Annotated in this window: 15 protein-coding genes; all 15 read left to right on the top strand. The window is 42.7% G+C overall.

From position 1 onward, the window contains the following. Nucleotides 1-132 precede the first annotated feature (132 nt). The 15 genes from ACE01U_RS02965 to ACE01U_RS02895 all read left to right on the top strand — a co-directional run bounded on the left by ACE01U_RS02965 (nt 133) and on the right by ACE01U_RS02895 (nt 18,270). Entirely contained in the window at nt 133-1,191 is a 1,059-nt protein-coding gene (locus tag ACE01U_RS02965) for a pilus assembly protein PilM (RefSeq protein WP_110974177.1), read from the top strand. Continuing rightward, nucleotides 1,191-1,847 carry a PilN domain-containing protein gene (locus tag ACE01U_RS02960; RefSeq protein ID WP_110974176.1) on the top strand — a complete coding sequence of 219 codons (657 nt, stop codon included), beginning with the start codon at nt 1,191-1,193 and terminating at the stop codon, nt 1,845-1,847. Before ACE01U_RS02965 ends, ACE01U_RS02960 begins: the two co-directional genes overlap by 1 nt. Further along, nucleotides 1,844-2,569, top strand: coding sequence for a type IV pilus inner membrane component PilO (locus ACE01U_RS02955; RefSeq protein ID WP_110974175.1), 726 nt, complete (start codon nt 1,844-1,846; stop codon nt 2,567-2,569). The genes ACE01U_RS02960 and ACE01U_RS02955 overlap by 4 nt, the downstream gene beginning before the upstream one ends. After that, nucleotides 2,566-3,093: a pilus assembly protein PilP gene (locus ACE01U_RS02950; protein ID WP_110974174.1), complete on the top strand. Its 528-nt coding sequence runs from the start codon at nt 2,566-2,568 to the stop codon at nt 3,091-3,093. Before ACE01U_RS02955 ends, ACE01U_RS02950 begins: the two co-directional genes overlap by 4 nt. Nucleotides 3,094-3,112: 19 nt before the next feature. Continuing rightward, complete coding sequence (locus ACE01U_RS02945; RefSeq protein WP_291374970.1) at nt 3,113-5,188, top strand: type IV pilus secretin PilQ; 2,076 nt, start codon at nt 3,113-3,115, stop codon at nt 5,186-5,188. A gap of 37 nt (nt 5,189-5,225) precedes the next feature. Next, nucleotides 5,226-5,759 carry a shikimate kinase AroK gene (gene aroK / locus ACE01U_RS02940; RefSeq protein WP_086209042.1) on the top strand — a complete coding sequence of 178 codons (534 nt, stop codon included), beginning with the start codon at nt 5,226-5,228 and terminating at the stop codon, nt 5,757-5,759. 30 nt (nt 5,760-5,789) lie between these two features. Continuing rightward, the gene (gene aroB / locus ACE01U_RS02935) at nt 5,790-6,875 is read left to right on the top strand and encodes a 3-dehydroquinate synthase (protein ID WP_086209041.1); all 1,086 of its coding nucleotides are present in this window, start codon (nt 5,790-5,792) and stop codon (nt 6,873-6,875) included. Between the two features lie 7 nt (nt 6,876-6,882). Next, the gene (locus ACE01U_RS02930) at nt 6,883-7,719 is read left to right on the top strand and encodes a hypothetical protein (RefSeq protein ID WP_395578670.1); all 837 of its coding nucleotides are present in this window, start codon (nt 6,883-6,885) and stop codon (nt 7,717-7,719) included. Nucleotides 7,720-8,166: 447 nt separating this feature from the next. Beyond that, nucleotides 8,167-12,642, top strand: a complete 4,476-nt coding sequence (gene gltB / locus ACE01U_RS02925; protein ID WP_171264439.1) for a glutamate synthase large subunit — start codon at nt 8,167-8,169, stop codon at nt 12,640-12,642. A gap of 72 nt (nt 12,643-12,714) precedes the next feature. After that, nucleotides 12,715-14,136, top strand: a complete 1,422-nt coding sequence (locus tag ACE01U_RS02920) for an FAD-dependent oxidoreductase (protein WP_395578669.1) — start codon at nt 12,715-12,717, stop codon at nt 14,134-14,136. A gap of 223 nt (nt 14,137-14,359) precedes the next feature. Beyond that, on the top strand, nt 14,360-15,238 hold the full coding sequence (locus ACE01U_RS02915; RefSeq protein ID WP_395578668.1) for a metal-dependent hydrolase: 879 nt from the start codon (nt 14,360-14,362) through the stop codon (nt 15,236-15,238). Between the two features lie 148 nt (nt 15,239-15,386). Then, nucleotides 15,387-15,977 carry a LemA family protein gene (locus ACE01U_RS02910; RefSeq protein WP_058870410.1) on the top strand — a complete coding sequence of 197 codons (591 nt, stop codon included), beginning with the start codon at nt 15,387-15,389 and terminating at the stop codon, nt 15,975-15,977. A gap of 37 nt (nt 15,978-16,014) precedes the next feature. Continuing rightward, nucleotides 16,015-17,094: a TPM domain-containing protein gene (locus ACE01U_RS02905; RefSeq protein ID WP_395578667.1), complete on the top strand. Its 1,080-nt coding sequence runs from the start codon at nt 16,015-16,017 to the stop codon at nt 17,092-17,094. Beyond that, a complete protein-coding gene (locus ACE01U_RS02900) occupies nt 17,088-17,648 on the top strand; it encodes a TPM domain-containing protein (protein ID WP_395578666.1) in 561 nt (186 codons plus the stop codon). The genes ACE01U_RS02905 and ACE01U_RS02900 overlap by 7 nt, the downstream gene beginning before the upstream one ends. A gap of 196 nt (nt 17,649-17,844) precedes the next feature. Beyond that, nucleotides 17,845-18,270: a pilin gene (locus tag ACE01U_RS02895; protein WP_395578665.1), complete on the top strand. Its 426-nt coding sequence runs from the start codon at nt 17,845-17,847 to the stop codon at nt 18,268-18,270. The last annotated feature ends 37 nt before the right edge of the window (nt 18,271-18,307 follow it).

Genomic DNA, 18,307 nt, shown 5'->3' with positions numbered 1-18,307 from the left:
CTAATTAGCGGTCAGTATATCCTGTACACATACGGAATGTTAGATGAGTTATTGTATCCGTATAAAAATATAGACGTAGACTAATTAGTGAGTTACTTTTTTTGGGGATAAAAAAATAATAGGAATGATATTGTGCTCAGGTTATATCGTAAGCCAAGTAAGGGGTTAATAGGAGTAGATATTAGTTCGACTTCTGTTAAGGTTTTGGAACTTTCTGTTAAAAACAATCGGTATTGGGTGGAGAGCTATGCGCTTGTCCCTTTACCAGAAGGAAGTGTGGTCGAAAAAAATATATTGAATCCAGAAGCAGTTGGTGATGCCCTTGAGCGTGCGGTAAATTTGGCCAATGTCCAATCCACTGATGTCGCGTTGGCTGTTCCGACCTCCATGGTGATTACTAAAATCATTGAAATGGATGCCGATATGAACGATGACGAACGTGAAATTCAGATTCGTGATGATGCTGAGCAATATATTCCATTCCCATTAGATGAAGCGAGTTTGGACTTTGAAGTCCTTCCAGACCGTTTGGCCAATCCCAATCGTGTCAATGTACTCCTTGTTGCAACACGCATTGAGAATGTTGAAGCACGTGCTGAAGCATTAGAGCTTGCGGGTTTGACACCGAAGATTGCCGATGTTGAAAGTTTTGCCATAGAAAATGCATTTAAGGTCTTTTCTGACACTCTACCGATGGGTGTGAATACAGTTGGTATTTTAGATATTGGTCACACCATGACCACACTCTCTGTCATGCAAAACAATAAAGTGATTTATACGCGTGAGCAGGTCTTCGGGGGGAAACAATTGACCCAAGAAATTCAAAACCGTTATGGTTTGTCTTTTGAAGAAGCTGGGCGTGCCAAAAAAAGTCGTACATTACCTGATGATTATGACATTGAAGTACTTGAGCCTTTTCTTGAGGCTGTGGTACAGCAAGCTGCACGTTCTTTACAGTTCTTCTTTTCATCTTCTCAATTCAATGAGATCGACCATATTTTATTGGCAGGGGGGAATGCCAATATCCCAGGACTGGCGAAATTATTACAACAAAAATTAGGTTATCGGGTCACCATTGCCAACCCATTTTTACAGATGGGCTTTTCTCCACAAATCGACATTAAAAAAATTGAAAATGATGCTTCATCACTCATGGTGGCATGTGGATTGGCATTGAGGAGTTTTGATTAATGGCAAAAATAAATTTACTCCCTTGGCGTGATGCGTTAAGAGAGAAACGAAAAAAAGAATTTATTGCTTACTGTATTGGGGCCGCATTTGTTGGGGTTTTAGCTGTTGCCTTAGCTTGGTTTTATTATGGTCAAAAACTTGAAGACCAAGAGCAAGCCAATCAGTTGGTGATGAGTACTAATCAAAACTTAGATGTGCAATTAAAGTCATTGGAAGGTCTACAAGAACAGCGTAATGCAATTGTAGAGCGAATGAAGTTGATTCAAGGTTTACAAGGGCAACGCCCTGTAGCAGTTCGCTTAGTCGATGAAATGGTACGTGTCACCCCAAGTAATATGTATATTACTAAATTTGTGCGTTCTGGGGATAAGTTTACTATTGAAGGCAAGGCCGAGAGCCCAAATACGGTGGCTGAGTTCTTACGTAACTTAGAGGCGTCTGCTTGGTATCGAAATGCATTTATGAATTCGTTCTTGGCTGTAGAAGAAAATAAAGATAAGGCACCAAGTTCAATTGTGCCACGAGTGGAAGAGGGATATGGCACATTTGTGGTTACGGCTGATTTGGATGAAATTGCTCAGCCAGTTGCATCTGATGCAGCTGCGCCAGAACAAGCAAATGCAGTGAATAATTCAACAGCGGGGGCAGCACAATGAGTCGCGATGAATTTGACGAATTAACACTAGAAAATCATGCTGCACCAAAGAAAAAGATGACTGTTGATAAATTTTTTCAGCAGTTCAATACGCTGGATCCGAATAATTATGGAAGCTGGCCTTTTTCGGTTAAGTTGACCTGCTGGCTCTTTATCATTTTACTGATTTGTGCTTTAGGTTATTTTGTTGTGATCAAGCCTAAACTAGATGCAATATCTAATGCCCGGGCACAAGAGCAAAATTTACTGAATGAGTTTCGCGAAAAGGACTCAAAACTGCGTAATTTGCAACAATACCAAGCGCAGCTTCAGGAAATGCAAGCAAATTTTGAACAGCAATTATTACAACTGCCGAAAGAAACCGAAATTCCAGGCTTGGTTGAAGACATTAACGTCAGCGGCGTGAATTCAGGTCTTAAATTTAAAAATATTCGTTTAGAGCCAGAAATACGCCAAGAATTCTTTATTGAACAACCAATCTCAATTGAAGCGACGGGTGATTATCATTCCTTTGGTTCATTTGTTAGTGGGATTGCTGCTTTGCCTCGTATTGTAACTTTGCATGATTTTGATATCTCGGCATCAAGTGCTAATGATAAAAAAACGGATATTCCACAAATTTCATATAGTGTGAAAGCTAAAACCTATCGTTATGTAGGAGCGACAGCGACTACAGACGCAGAAAATACGACGAAAGCCGATGCAGGGGAGGCTAAAAAATGAAATATCAAAAACTTTTCCTAAGTCTCTGTATTGGGTTATTCGTTGTGGGCTGTGATTCACGCATTGATGCAGTCAATATGCAAATGGCAGAAATTCGCAATCAACCTCCTTTAGCAATTGATCCTGCACCAAGCTTTCCCCCAGTGCCAACATTCAGTTATGCTGCGCACCAATTAAAGAGCCCCTTTATGCCAAGTTCTTTGGCAGCTGAATTGCGAATTATGGCTGGGAAACGTGTTTATCCGAATTTGTCTCGCCAACCGCAGCCTTTAGAAAGTTATGCGATTGAAACGCTTAATATGAAAGGCAGTATGCGTGGTCAAAATGGACAAATTTTGGCGCTGATTCAAACACCAGATGGGGAAATTGAGCGCGTGCAACGGGGAAGTTACTTGGGGATGAATCATGGTCGCGTGATCAATATCACCGCAACGCAGATTGATTTGGTTGAAATTATTCCAGATGGGCGTGAGGGCTATGTCGAGCGCCCAAGAAGCCTAGTGTTAATTGGGCCAGCGCCTTAAAAAAGGAAAAGGAATAAAAATGAAAAATAGTGTTAGAGATTCTATATTTGGGGATGGCAATACGATGAACCATATGTTCCGTCAGTTTTCAATGGGTGCAATTGCAATAGCGGTGATGCAGGTTGCAAATGCGCAAGTGAGTATTACCAATATTGTCCCGATGCAAATTCCAGGACAAGGAACAGAAATTCGTGTCATGTTTAACGGGTTGCCACCCCAACCACAAGCATATCAACTAGAGCAGCCATCTCGACTGGTATTAGACTTTGATAAAGCACAACAAAATTTGAAGCAAGGCAGCATTGCAGTTGCAACGACTGAGGCAAGTTCAGTAGATGTAACTTCAGATGCGCAGCGTTCGCGTTTAACAGTGAATTTGGCAGATGCGGGTGCATTTACGACACGAGTTGAAGGTAATACTTTTATTTTAAAGATTAATTCGGCAAATCCGACTACCGCAACGCCTATAGCAGCACCACGTTATGAACAAGGGATTTCAAATATTGGCTTCCAACGCGGTTCAGACGGTGAAGGTCAAGTTGTTATTGATTTAAAAGGTAATAACACTCCTGTCGATGTGAAGCAACAAGGCAGTAAAATTGTGGTGCGTGTTTTGGGGAATAAAATTCCTGCGCATTTATCACGTCGTTTGAATGTGAACGATTTTGCAACGCCTGTCTCAACGATTGATGCTCAAAATGATGGTTCAAATGGATTGATTACGATTCAATCTAATGGCAGTTTTGAATATATGGCTTATCAAGCGGAAGATAAGCTTACGATTAGTTTGAAGCGTCCTGAAGATAAGAACCCTCTGAAGCCTAAAGCACCTGGGGCATATACTGGCAAAAAGATTTCTTTAGATTTTCAAGATATCGAAGTGCGACGTGTGTTACAGCTATTGGCTGATTTTACAAGTATTAATATGGTGGCTTCGGATACGGTACAAGGCAATATTACCCTACGCCTGAAGGATGTACCTTGGGATCAGGCACTTGATATCATTATGAAAACCAAGAATTTGGATAAGCGACGTAATGGTAATGTAATTTGGATTGCGCCTGTAGCCGAATTGATTAAATCTGAGGAAGATGAAGCGAAAGCCATTGCACAGAACCTTAAACTTGCACCGATTCAAACAGATTATATTCAACTAAGCTATGCAAAAGCAGCAGATGTGTTGAAACTGTTAGAAGATTCTCGTGATGGCAAAGGAAGCGTAGCAAACCGTACGGCGGGCACAGATTCTTTGGCGTTGGAAAGTCTGCTAAGTGCTCGTGGTAGTGCTGTTTCTGATTCTCGTACCAATACTTTAATTATCAATGATACGCAACAGAATATTGATAAAATTCGCCGTATGATTGATTTGCTTGATGTGGCGGTAAAGCAGGTGATGGTGGAAGCCCGTATTGTGACTGCGACTACAGATTTTTCTCGTCAGTTGGGGATTAAGTGGAGTGCAGATAAGCTTGGTACTACAACTTGGGGCGGGGACTATCAGCCAAGTTTTGATTTGGGTGTGGATTTAACGACATCAACAGCTGGAACTTTTAGCTTTGGCCTATTAAAAATTTCTGATTATATGTTGAATCTCGAATTAACGGCACTACAGGCGGATGGTCATGGTGAGGTTTTGTCTGCGCCGAAAGTACTGACAGGGGATAAACAAAAAGCCTATATTTTAAGGGGTACAGAAATCCCATATCAAACGTGGAGTGCGACAGAGGGTTTAAAAACAGAATTTCGTGCGGCTAATTTAAAATTAGAAGTTACGCCAAGTATTACCCCTGATGGTAGAGTACAAATGGCGCTTATGGTGGAAAAAGACTCGGTTGGTGATATTACCAACGACGGTCTTGCAATTGACACCAGTGAATTGCAAACTAACGTACTTGTGGATGATGGCGAAACTGTGGTGCTTGGTGGTATTTTTGATGACACAAAGCGTAGTGACTATCAAAAAGTGCCATTCTTTGGGGATTTACCAGTAGTGGGTAATTTATTCAAGAGTAGTACTAAAACCACGATACAAACTGAGCTATTGATTTTTGTGACACCACGAATTGTTAATGACACTGTTTCAAGAAATCATTAATATATTTTCAATTTGAACAAATCTAAAAGGTGACTCCTTGCCAAGCAAAGAGTTTGAAACCCTACCAAATATTTATTTGGTAGGGCCTATGGGGGCAGGAAAAACAACTGTAGGACGACATTTAGCTGAACTGTTAGGGCGAGAGTTTCTTGATAGTGATCATGAGATTGAACGCAAAACAGGGGCAACGATTCCATGGATCTTTGAAAAAGAAGGTGAACTGGGTTTTCGTAGTCGTGAAACAGTTGTTATAGATGAGTTAACGTCTCGACCTAATTTGGTCTTGGCCACAGGGGGTGGGGCAGTAACTCAGGCTTCCAATCGCGCATTTTTAAAACAACGTGGTATTGTTGTTTATCTTTATACTCCTGTAGAAATTCAACTGCAGCGAACCTATCGTGATAAAAATCGCCCACTGCTTCAAGTGGAGAATCCAGAACAAAAGTTACGTGACTTGTTGAACGTTCGTGATCCTTTATACCGTGAAGTTGCACACTATATTATAGAGACTAATCAAGGGGCTGCTCGTGATCTTGCGCAGCGTATTTTAAGCTTGATTCTTGTAAAGTAATTTTGATTCAGTTTTGAAGTGATTTGATCCATGCAAACCTTATATGTTGAACTTGGCGAACGCCGTTATCCGATTTTTATTGGTAGTGATCTAGATCCGAAAGCCTTGCTTGAGCCTTATATTCACGGTCGACAAGTGATGATTGTGAGTAATGAGACTGTTGCGCCGTTATATTTAGACCGTTATGTTACAGCGATTGAAGCGTTGGGAAAAACAGTAGCAACCTGTATTTTGCCTGATGGTGAAAAATATAAGAACATTGAGCACTTGAACCTGATTTTTGATGCATTACTAGAGTCGGGCTTTAATCGCGATTGTACGGTTTTAGCTTTGGGTGGCGGTGTGATCGGAGATATGGCTGGTTTTGCGTCGGCATGTTTTCAGCGCGGAGTTTACTTTATTCAGGTGCCAACCACACTTCTTTCGCAAGTCGATTCCAGTGTAGGTGGAAAAACAGGGATTAATCATCCACTCGGTAAAAACATGATTGGGGCTTTCCAACAGCCCCAAGTGGTTTTGGCAGATATGTCTCAGCTTAAAACATTACCACCACGTGAGCTATCTGCGGGTTTGGCTGAAGTCATTAAGTATGCGCTTTTAGGGGATGCTGATTTTCTCATCTGGCTAGAACAGCATATGGATGCGTTGGTGCAGGGCGATGAAGCTGCACTGGCAGAAGCTGTGTATCGTTCTTGCGCACATAAAGCCCGTATCGTTGCAAATGATGAAAAAGAGCAAGGCGAAAGAGCTTTATTGAACCTAGGGCACACCTTTGGTCATGCGATTGAATCTTATCTGGGCTATGGTGAATGGTTACATGGTGAGGCGGTTGCGACAGGTATGGTGATGGCGGCGGATCTCTCTCAGCGTATGGGTTGGATCAGTGCCGAAGATGTACTACGTACAAAAAATATCATTCAACGTGCAAATTTACCGATAGTATGTCCGCAGATTCCCCTTGATGACTTCTTGGCATATATGGCACATGACAAAAAAGTACTTAATGGGCAACTTCGCTTAGTCTTGATGCAAGCTGTTGGACAGGCCATCATTACGAGAGCGTTTGATGTAGAATTGATGAAACAGGCAATTTTAGCCAACCAAGAACAGGCATAACCTTACTATGGCAACAACCCTTCGAACCAAGTGGCAGACAAAGCAAAATTATATTTGGCTTGCATTCGGAGGAGCGTGCTTGTTTGGCGCTTTGGTTTTTTGGGCAATCACAGATCAAAAAACTGTGGTTGAGGTGGAGAGGAAAGCCGAATCAGAAGTTGAGCTGCAAATTCAACCAGAGAAAGTTGCGACAACTGCACATTTAGGCTCATTCATTGATGAAGTAAAGCCTTTGGATATGACTACCCGTGTAGCCGTAGTTGCACAACATGAGGCTGAATTTCGTGGCAGCAAATTCATTCAGGAAAATAAAAAGAACAGCACAATTGAACTGTTTCGAGTATCAGAAGAAGCGATTATTAAGCGTTTTTTGCAAAGGCAATCTGATCGTCAAGCTTTTAGTTACTTAAGGTTGACGGGTGAAAACCAGATCGAACAATATGTTCTGCTCTATGGGGTTTATAAAAATGTGAGCGAAGCGAAAAATGCGCTGAGCGAATTAAAGCTAATTTTACCAAAATCGGTACAACCCAAAGTCGAAAAAATTGAAAGCTATGCAGAGTATGTCAATGACATGGGGGCTGATGAGCTTGGATTGAGTAATAAACTCTATGCAGTACAATTGAAACCAGCCGCTGTACCTGTAATTGATGAAGCAACCATAGCAGCACGTCAACAGGCAGCACGTGTTGCTACGCAAAATAACCAGTCTACCACCACAACGACGGTTACTCGTCGAGATGCAGAAGGCAATGTGGTTGATGTGCAGAAGTCGCAAAGTGCGGTGGATGGTGCGTCGCAAAATAAAACAATTGAGCCAGAAGTGACCGATCCATTTAATTAAAATTGGGTCATTATGGAGCAAAAAAGTTTCGCAACCCTTATATTGCATTAATTTGGTGCGATTAATTAGCCAAATCTTGAGCTTAATTTACAGTAAAAAACATAAACCTAAGAAAACTAAGGTGTTTAATGCTTGTATTAAATTATTGGCATAAAATTTGCTTTAATGGTGCATGAATTGAGTTGATGTCACTGTTTTGGCGCAAAAAAGATTCGATTTATGAGCGAAATAGTAGCGATCAAGCGCCTTAAAAAAGTGCGTGACTGTTGCATACATTTTTTCAATTAAGACATGCATAAAGATGAAAATCAGTCTATCTTGGGTATGAGGAAAAAATGCTGTACTTCAATCAGAATCTGAATATGAGTCAATTGAACGAATCGGCAAGAAGTAATTAGATTGTTAGACGCCCGACAGGGCCTGTAGAAAGAAGGGTACGCTATGCACATGCCATCGCCTAATACTGTAGCTCCCGCTCAAGGTTTATACCAACCGGATGAGTTTAAAGATAACTGTGGTTTTGGTTTAATTGCCCATATGCAGGGTGATGCAAGCCATGACCTTGTGAAGACTGCTATGCATAGTCTGAGCTGTATGACCCACCGTGGTGGTATTGCTGCAGATGGTAAGACAGGGGATGGTTGCGGTTTACTCTTAGCAATGCCAAAACAGTTTTTCCGCGAAGAAGCGAAAAAACTCAGTGATATTACACTCAGTGAAGTTTTTGCTGTCGGTACGGTGTTTTTAAGCCTCGATCCAGCAATTGCAGCACATGCGAAACAAATTCTAAATAAAGAAATTGAATCTGAAGGCTGTCGAGTCTTGGCGTGGCGTGTAGTCCCGACCAATAACGATGCTTTGGGTTCGATTGCGATGCAGTCACTTCCTGCATTTGAACAAATTATTGTGAACTGCCCAATGGGTGTCTCTGAAGTTGAGTTTAACCGTAAACTCTTCTTGGCACGTCGCCGTGCAGAACAGCAGCTCAGCAATGACTCATCATTTTATGTGACTACATTATGTTCAACAGTGATTAGCTATAAAGGCTTGATGATGCCTGAAGCGATTGCTGACTTCTATACAGATTTGGCAGATCCACGTCTTGAGTCGCATATTGTGGTGTTCCACCAACGTTTCTCGACCAATACTTTACCGCGTTGGCCTCTGGCTCAGCCATTCCGTTATCTGGCGCATAATGGTGAAATTAATACCATTACTGCGAACCGTAACTGGGCGATGGCGCGTACGCCGAAGTTTGAAAACCCATTATTGCCAGGTTTAACTGAACTCAACCCAATTGTGAACCGTACTGGTTCAGATTCTTCAAGCTTAGATAACATGCTTGAAATTCTTGTAGGTGGCGGTATGGACTTGTTCCGTGCATTGCGTATGTTGGTTCCGCCAGCATGGCAGAACGTTGAAACTTTAGATGCCGATTTACGTGCATTTTATGAGTTTAACTCGAAGCACATGGAAGCGTGGGATGGTCCTGCTGGTCTCGTGATTCAAGATGGCCGTCATGCAATTTGTATGTTGGACCGTAATGGTTTACGCCCAGCACGTTGGGTGATTACCAAAAATGGTTACATCACACTGGCATCTGAAATTGGTGTATGGGGTTACGAGCCTGAAGATGTGATTTCTAAGGGGCGTGTTGGTCCAGGTCAAATCTTAGTGATTGATACCTTCACAGGTAAAATGCTCGATACTAAAGATGTCAGCACGCATTTGAAAAAAATGCGTCCATATCGTGAATGGTTACGTGAAAACTCAGTTCGTGTACAAGGTAGTCCAGAGCTAGAAGAATATTTATGTGATCAAGGCTTAAAAGGTGATGACCTGAAAGCATCACAAAAAATGTTTATGGTGACCTTTGAAGAGCGTGACCAATTGCTTCGTCCAATCGCTGAAAGCGGTCAGGAAGCAGTGGGTTCAATGGGTGATGATACGCCAATGGCAGTTTTGTCTCGCCAAGTACGTCATGTGTCGGACTACTTCCGTCAACAGTTTGCTCAGGTCACCAACCCACCAATCGACCCATTGCGTGAATCAATTGTGATGTCATTGGAAACTTGTTTGGGGCGTGAACAGAACGTCTTTGAACAAGGTCCTGAGCATGCAGATCGTTTGATTATTTCAAGTCCAGTGTTGTCAAATTCGAAAATGCATCAAATCCGTACGTTAGGTCGTACAGGCTATGAAATTGCAGATATTGATTTAAATTATGCTGAATCTGAAGGTCTAGAAGCAGCGATTGCGCGTATCTGTGAAGAAGCAGCACAGGCAATTCGTGACGGTAAAACCTTATTGGTGTTGTCTGACAAGAAAATCCGCCAAGGTTTCTTACCTGCAAATGCGTTAATGGCAACAGGTGCTGTGCATCACTACTTAATTAATGTCGGTTTGCGTACGGATGCCAATATTATTGTTGAAACAGCATTGGCACGTGATCCGCATCAATTTGCGGTTATTCTAGGCTTTGGTGCGACAGCAATTTATCCTTACCTTGCTTATGATGTGATCAATGACTTGGTTGCAAAAGGTGAGCTATTGGGTGACCCAATCCAAGCACAAGTGAATTTCCGTAAAGGCATTGAAAAGGGCTTGTTAAAAGTGCTTTCAAAAATGGGGATTTCTACGGTTGCCTCTTACCGTGGTGGTCAACTATTTGAAGCGGTGGGTCTGTCTGAAGAAGTGGTTTCAAAATGCTTCACTGGTGTACCGAGCCGTATCAAAGGTGCAACCTTTGTTGATCTGGAAAATGATCAGAAGAAATTGGCTGAAACTGCATGGAAAACACGTAAACCAATTGATCAAGGTGGTTTGCTGAAATTTGTCTTTGACAAGGAATACCATGCATTCAACCCAGATGTGATCAATGCTTTGCATAAATCAGTGCGTTCTGGTCAATATGCAGATTTTAAAGAATATGCTGAATTGGTGAATAACCGCCCAGTGGCGACAATTCGCGATTTGTTAAAGTTAAAAACAGACAACTCGATTGCTCTAGATCAAGTCGAGTCTGTAGAAGCGATTTTACCGCGCTTTGACTCTGCTGGCATGTCTTTGGGGGCATTGTCTCCAGAAGCACACGAAGCGATAGCGATAGCGATGAATACTATTGGTGGTCGTTCAAACTCTGGTGAGGGCGGTGAAGATCCAGCGCGTTATGGCACCATTCGTAACTCGAAAATCAAACAGATTGCTTCAGGTCGTTTTGGTGTAACGCCTGCGTATTTAACCTCTGCTGAAGTCTTGCAGATTAAAGTAGCGCAAGGGGCGAAACCGGGTGAAGGTGGTCAATTGCCAGGGGGTAAAGTGAATGGCTTAATTGCACGTTTACGTTATTCGGTACCGGGTGTGACCTTAATTTCTCCTCCGCCGCACCATGATATTTATTCAATTGAAGATTTGTCGCAATTGATCTTTGACTTAAAACAAGTCAATCCTCAAGCGATGGTCTCAGTGAAATTAGTATCTGAGCCGGGTGTGGGTACTATTGCGGCAGGTGTGGCAAAAGCTTATGCCGACTTCATTACTATTTCAGGTTATGACGGTGGTACAGCAGCATCGCCATTGTCTTCAATTCACCATGCGGGTTCTCCTTGGGAGTTGGGGCTTTCTGAAGCGCATCAAGCACTTCGTGTCAATGACCTACGTGGTAAAGTCCGTGTTCAAACTGATGGTGGTTTGAAAACCGGTCTAGATGTGGTGAAAGCAGCTATTTTAGGTGCAGAAAGCTTTGGTTTTGGTTCAACGCCAATGATTGCTTTAGGTTGTAAATATCTGCGTATTTGTCACCTGAATAACTGTGCAACAGGTGTTGCAACTCAACAAGATCATTTACGCCAAGAACATTATATTGGTGAGCCACAAATGCTCATTAATTTCTTCACGTTTATTGCTGAAGAAACACGTGAGTGGTTGGCAGCGTTGGGTGTTTCGAGCTTAAAAGACTTGATTGGTCGTACAGATTTGCTTGAAATGCTTCCAGGTGAAACTGAAAAGCATGCACACCTTGATTTGAGCGCATTACTGGAGTCACATCCTTCTGCACAAGGTAAGGCTCAGTACTGTGAAGTTGAAGGTAATGCACCGTTTGACAAAGGTTTACTGGCTGAGCAAATGATTGCTGAAATGTTGCCAGCCATTGAAGCAGGAACCACAGGTGAATATCATTTCAGCATTGGTAACTGTGATCGTTCAATTGGAGCACGTATTTCAGGTGAGATTGCGCGTCGTTATGGCAACCTCAGCATGGAAGCACATCCTGTTAAGCTGAATTTAGTGGGTACTGCGGGCCAATCTCTTGGCGTTTGGAATGCGGGTGGTTTGCACATTCGTTTAGAGGGTGATGCGAACGACTACGTGGGCAAAGGCATGGCGGGTGGTCGTGTGTCGATTTTCCCACCAAAAGGTTCACCTTTCCAAACCCAAGAAACAGCAATCATTGGTAATACCTGTTTGTATGGTGCAACGGGTGGTAAGTTGTTCGCGGCGGGTACGGCAGGTGAACGTTTCGCAGTGCGTAACTCAGGTGCCTTTGCTGTGATTGAAGGTGCGGGCGATCACTGCTGTGAATATATGACAGGTGGTATCGTGACTGTACTTGGTAAAGTAGGTCACAACTTCGGTGCAGGGATGACAGGTGGTTTTGCTTACGTTCTTGACCTTGATAATGACTTCGTTGATCATTACAACCACGAGCTGATTGAGCTGAATCGTATCTCGACTGAGTCGATGGAAGAACATAAAGAGTTCTTAAGCCGTATCTTAGATGAACACATTGCTGAGACTGGTAGTGCTTGGGCGTACAAGATCCGTAACGAGTTTGATTTCTACAGTCGTAAATTCTGGTTGGTGAAACCAAAAGCTGCCAACTTACAGACGTTGTTGAAAACGACTCAAGCTGATCCACAATAATTCCACTACTGCTGATACATAGGCAGGTGCAGACGAGAGATAAACGGGCTGCACCTACCCACGGAGAGAGACATGGCAGAGCGCCTAAACAATGACTTTCAATTTCTGGATGTAGCACGCCAAGATCCAGAGAAAAAAGAGATTCAGGTCCGCAAAGCAGAGTTTGTGGAAATTTATAAACCTTTTACAGCGGAAGTGGCAGCAAACCAAACCCACCGTTGTTTAGGGTGTGGTAACCCGTATTGTGAATGGAAATGCCCAGTACATAACTACATTCCAAACTGGTTAAAGTTAATTGCTGAAGGTCGTATTTTCCAAGCTGCAGAATTGTGTCACCAAACCAACACGTTACCAGAAGTGTGTGGTCGCGTATGCCCGCAAGACCGTTTATGTGAAGGGGCTTGTACCTTAAATGATGGTTTTGGTGCAGTAACGATTGGTAATGCTGAAAAATACATCAATGACACCGCTTTTGCACTCGGCTGGCGTCCAGATATGTCAAATGTAAAGTGGACTGATAAAAAAGTCGCGATCATTGGCGCGGGCCCCGCAGGTCTAGGCTGTGCTGATATTTTGGTGCGTAACGGGGTGAAACCTGTTGTATTCGACAAACGTCCTGAAATTGGTGGTCTATTAACCTTTGGTATTCCAGAATTTAAAATGGAAAAAGATGTAATGAAGCGTCGCCGTGAAATTTTCACAGGCATGGGCGTGGAATTCCGCTTAAATACTGAAATTGGTACAGATGTCACTATTGATCAACTGCTTGCAGAATATGATGCGGTGTTCATGGGTATGGGTACTTATACCTACATGAAAGGTGGCTTCGCAGGTGAGGACCTTGAAGGTGTTTATGATGCACTCGATTTCTTGATTGCCAATGTCAACCGTACTCAAGGTTGGGAAAAAGACCCAAGCGAGTACATCAGTGTTGAAGGTAAAAAGGTGATTGTTCTTGGTGGTGGTGACACTGCAATGGACTGTAACCGTACTTCGATCCGTCAGGGTGCAGAAGTGGTGAGCTGTGCATACCGTCGTGATGAAGAAAACATGCCAGGTTCACGTCGTGAAGTGCAAAATGCCAAAGAAGAAGGTGTGAACTTCTTGTTTAACCGCCAGCCGATTGAGGTTGTAGGCGAAAACGGTAAAGTTACAGGTGTTAAGGTGGTTACGACTCAACTTGGCGAGCCTGATAGCCGTGGTCGTCGCAGCCCAGAACCAATTCCAGGTTCAGAAGAAATTTTACCTGCAGATGCAGTTTTATTGGCATTTGGTTTCCGTACCAGCCCTGCGGATTGGTTTACAAATGTGAATATTAACCTTGATGGTTCGGGTCGTGTAGTTGCGGCTGAACAGCAAACCTATAAATTCCAAACCTCAAACCCGAAAATATTTGCAGGTGGTGATATGGTTCGCGGTTCAGACCTTGTTGTCACAGCGATTTGGGAAGGTCGTCAAGCGGCTGAAGGTATTTTGGATTATTTAGACGTTTAATCTAAATCGTTCAACATAAAAACCCGCTACGGCGGGTTTTTTTATTATTACTAGTTGCCTGATATGATATGAATGAGGTGGTTCGGGATAAATCGAAAAAGATCTGGTGGAGAGTCCGATAAAAATGGATGAATTTGCAAATGTACTAAGCATTTTTGCCATATGTGTCGCATTGATAAATTCAGATACTGAAGATCGCTCGGTTAAATGTTAGGAAAGAGACATGACTCAAGTGACGACAGAAAAATTATATCAACATCGTCCAAAAGCTCAGGGTATTACAATTCGACGTTTGCAATTCAACCCCAAAGCCATTCGCCGACATTATTTTGCCAATTCACCAGTCATGTCGCATTTGTTGACAGCATTGTCTTCGACCTTTCCCATAGGTGAGCAGTTCTTTGTGCATAGTGTGCGCAATGTCCGTGATCAAGTGAAGGATGAAAATCTGCAAGCGCAGATTGCGGCATTTATTGGTCAAGAGGCGATGCATTCTCAAGCACATACGGCATTTAACGCTGCTTGGCGACGGGATGATTATAATCTCGATCGTTTTCAGGCGTGGTTGGCGCGTAAAGATGATTATGTGAAAAACCTGCATCCTAAAATTCAGCTCGCAATCACCTGCGCTTTTGAGCATTTTACGGCATTGCTAGGTGGCTATATTTTAAGGCATCCTGAGGTATTGAGTACCTTGGATGATGATGCCGTTAAACTTTGGGTCTGGCATGCTATTGAAGAAATTGAGCATCGCTCGGTGGCGTTTGATGTTTATCAGGATATCTATGGTGATGACAAAATTCGTCGTTTAATTATGCGCAGTGTAACGACAGGTTTCGCCAGTTTAACTTTTTATTCAGCCAGCCGTTTATTTTTACAAGACCTTAAAAAGAGTGTACCTAAATTGGGTGGGAATCTCTTTGGATTGTATTTACTGGCCAAGATGTTTGTGCAATTGCTGCCTGAATATTTGTCCTATTACAAAAGCAACTTTCATCCCTCAGAGATTGATTACGCCGAACTGTTGAAATACTGGAAAACCCGTTTGGCAGAAGACTATCAACTAGAAGGTTTTCAGCAGGAATTGCACACGGTTGCTTAGTTTAAGCATAAAAAACGAATAATCAAAACCGAGTCAAGATCACTCGGTTTTTCATTTTTAAAAGCTTTAACTAAATGCAACAAAAGGATATTCAAATGTGTTTACAATCAGGTTATTGCAATAAATACAAAAGAAAGAGGATAGCTGAATGAATTTTATGAAAAAAACTGCTGTCGTTGTTGCCCTTGCGAGCACCTTAACCCTATCGGGCTGTGGTTATAATACCTTGCAGGTCAAAGATGAGGCAGTTACAGCAGCATGGTCAGAAGTACAAAACCAATATCAACGCCGTGCAGATTTGGTGCCGAACTTGGTGAATGTGGTAAAGGGTTATGCCAAACATGAAGAACAAGTCCTAACCGAAGTCACACAGGCTCGTGCCAATGTCGCGGGTTTAAAAGTCGATAAAGAGGTATTAGAAGACCCTGCATTATTCCAAAAATATCAAGAAGCGCAGGCGCAAATGACAGGCGCATTGTCGCGTTTAATTGCAGTCTCAGAAAACTATCCTGACTTAAAAGCCAATGAGCAATTCCGTGATTTACAGGTTCAACTCGAAGGTACCGAAAACCGTATTGCTGTCGCGCGTAATCGCTATATTACTACGGTGCAAGACTTTAACTCCTATTCACGCCAGTTCCCACAAGTCATGACCGCCAAGGTGATTGGTATGGACACCAAACCGAACTTTAGTGCGGAGCAAAGTGCACAAAAAGCACCAACGGTATCATTTAACTAAGTCGGGTTTCTTGTCGTTATGAATAGAGGGTGAATGAATGAAGGGAGCACAACAGGGGAAACGGTTTCCGTATCAATGGATGGTTGCATTCATTTCATCAGGACTGTTGTGTCTAAGTTCATTAACGTGGGCGGAGGTTGCGACTGCAACAGATAGTGCGACTGAAACAGTCATCGCTGGAAAGATGATTCAAGATCAGCAAGCAGAGACCTCCAATAACGTGACTTCTAAAAGCGCTGATGCTGTATCTCAACCTCAACCGCCTGTTGCGAATGATATGGCAGAGGGCGAGTCGATACGGGCCTTACCGACTTTAAATGCGCCAGTAATCGACCAAGCTCACGTCCTCAGTGTTGAAGAACAACAAGCGATTGGTCAAAAAATTCGTGCTTTACATGATACAGGAAAGGCACAAATAGGCGTAGTGATAGTTCCGAGCACAGGGCAAGAGGATATTTTCAGTTTTGCCATGCGTATTGCAGATCAATGGCAACTTGGTTCGGCCAAGCAGGACAATGGTTTATTGATTGCAATTGCTATTAATGATCGGCGCATTCAGATTCTTACAGGCTATGGCTTGGAAGGGGTCATTCCTGACATTATTGCGAACCGTATTATTAACCAACAAATCACCCCCTATTTTAAACAAGGTCAGTATGCCCAAGGGATTAACGCAGGACTGACTGAAATTGAACGTATTTTAAATCTTGACCCTGAAGTTGCGGCTCAAGCAGCGCAAGAGCTACAACAACGTCAAGACCAAGCCAATCGGGAACAAGAAGCCAAAAGTAAAACGTTGAGTACTGCTTTATTTATTCTCATTGCAGGGGCCATTGGATCTTTGGTGGTGGGGAAGCGTTTAAGTGCGTCAACTGCTGCAGTTGCAGGAATAGTTGCAGGTTTGGTGAATGGAGCAGGCTTAATCACCAGCTTACTGATTGGGGGAGGGATTTTCTTTCTACTCATCACCACCTTAGCCCAAACAATTTTTCAGCTTTTTCTCTCCTCTGGCGGTGGAGGTGGGCGTGGAGGTCGTGGTGGCGGTGGTTTTGGCGGAGGTGGATATAGTGGCGGGGGCGGCGGCTTCGGCGGTGGAGGAGCATCAGGGTCATGGTAACAACAACGGAAACGACGGAAATCGTCACTGAACCAAAGTTAGATGAAGCAATACAACCTAGTTTTAAACGGTGGTTAAAGCATTTATTGCATATGCCTGCGAGTAAACGTTTTTTTAATCAGCAAGATCAACATGCAATTGCACAAGCCGTGGTAAATGCTGAACAGGGCCATGTTGGGGAGATCCAAGTGGTGATCGAAGGACACATGCCTGCTCGAGAGGCTTATTATCTAGACACACGTGGACGTGCCAAACAGCTTTTTGCTGAGCTTGGGGTGTGGGATACTGAGTTTAACAGTGGGATTTTGTTATACCTTAATTTGTGTGAGCGTAAGGTTGAAATTGTTATAGATCGTGGCATACAACAAGCCACGACACAGCTGGTATGGGATGAGGTTTGTCAGTCCATTATTGCGAAAATGGCACAACAGCAGTATCGACAGGCTTTGCTTGATGGTGTAATTCAAATTGGCGTAATTTTGGATCGGTTTTATGCCAACAAAATACAGGACCAAAACGATGAACTTGAGAACGCCCCAATCATGCTGAACTAAAATGTGATAAAGTTGACATTCTTTGTCACTTTGTCACATAAAAAAACAAAGCACAAAAAATAATTTTTTAAATAGTGAAATAAAGTGCTGTTTTTTATTTGAAAATAAATATAATAAAAGTTGGCATAATACATGCTAATTACAAAGTAGCCTTAAAAGCTTATAAGAAATTAACAAAACATTTGTGGAGAATGTTATGAAATCAGTTCAAAAGGGTTTCACCCTTATCGAATTAATGATCGTTGTTGCGATTATTGGTATTCTTGCTGCGATCGCGATTCCTGCGTATCAAGACTATGTAATCCGTACGCAAGTTGGTGAGGGTGTTAACTTAATGGCTGGCGCTAAATCAGGTGTAGCTGACTTCTGGGCAGACAAAGGTCGTTTCCCTACTAGTAATGAGTCTGCTGGTGTACCAGTGGAAACTTCTATTGTAGGAACTTATGTAACTCAAGTTAAAGTAGGAACAGGTGGGGCTATTACTGCAACTTATGGTAATAATGTGAACTCGAAAATTACTGGTAAAACCTGTACAGTTACGCCACGTGATGCTGGCGGCAGTGTGGTTTGGGCTGGTTCATGTAACTTTGATGACAAATGGGCACCTAAAGCGTTCCGTTAATTAATCAAAGATTTAAAAAATCCAGCTTTATGCTGGA

This window comes from Acinetobacter halobius (assembly GCF_044130335.1).
Taxonomy (GTDB): domain Bacteria; phylum Pseudomonadota; class Gammaproteobacteria; order Pseudomonadales; family Moraxellaceae; genus Acinetobacter.
The sequence above is the reverse complement of the archived record's forward strand: the minus strand, read 5'-3'. Positions and strand labels throughout refer to the sequence as shown.

Bases quoted from the DNA above. Each gene is read 5' to 3' on its own strand.
- ACE01U_RS02960 (WP_110974176.1), top strand. From the start codon at position 1,191: ATGGCAAAAATAAATTTACTCCCTTGGCGTGATGCGTTAAGAGAGAAA.
- ACE01U_RS02955 (WP_110974175.1), top strand. From the start codon at position 1,844: ATGAGTCGCGATGAATTTGACGAATTAACACTAGAAAATCATGCTGCA.
- ACE01U_RS02950 (WP_110974174.1), top strand. From the start codon at position 2,566: ATGAAATATCAAAAACTTTTCCTAAGTCTCTGTATTGGGTTATTCGTT.
- ACE01U_RS02945 (WP_291374970.1), top strand. From the start codon at position 3,113: ATGAAAAATAGTGTTAGAGATTCTATATTTGGGGATGGCAATACGATG.
- aroB (WP_086209041.1), top strand. From the start codon at position 5,790: ATGCAAACCTTATATGTTGAACTTGGCGAACGCCGTTATCCGATTTTT.
- ACE01U_RS02930 (WP_395578670.1), top strand. From the start codon at position 6,883: ATGGCAACAACCCTTCGAACCAAGTGGCAGACAAAGCAAAATTATATT.
- gltB (WP_171264439.1), top strand. From the start codon at position 8,167: ATGCCATCGCCTAATACTGTAGCTCCCGCTCAAGGTTTATACCAACCG.
- ACE01U_RS02920 (WP_395578669.1), top strand. From the start codon at position 12,715: ATGGCAGAGCGCCTAAACAATGACTTTCAATTTCTGGATGTAGCACGC.
- ACE01U_RS02915 (WP_395578668.1), top strand. From the start codon at position 14,360: ATGACTCAAGTGACGACAGAAAAATTATATCAACATCGTCCAAAAGCT.
- ACE01U_RS02910 (WP_058870410.1), top strand. From the start codon at position 15,387: ATGAATTTTATGAAAAAAACTGCTGTCGTTGTTGCCCTTGCGAGCACC.
- ACE01U_RS02905 (WP_395578667.1), top strand. From the start codon at position 16,015: ATGAAGGGAGCACAACAGGGGAAACGGTTTCCGTATCAATGGATGGTT.
- ACE01U_RS02900 (WP_395578666.1), top strand. From the start codon at position 17,088: ATGGTAACAACAACGGAAACGACGGAAATCGTCACTGAACCAAAGTTA.
- ACE01U_RS02895 (WP_395578665.1), top strand. From the start codon at position 17,845: ATGAAATCAGTTCAAAAGGGTTTCACCCTTATCGAATTAATGATCGTT.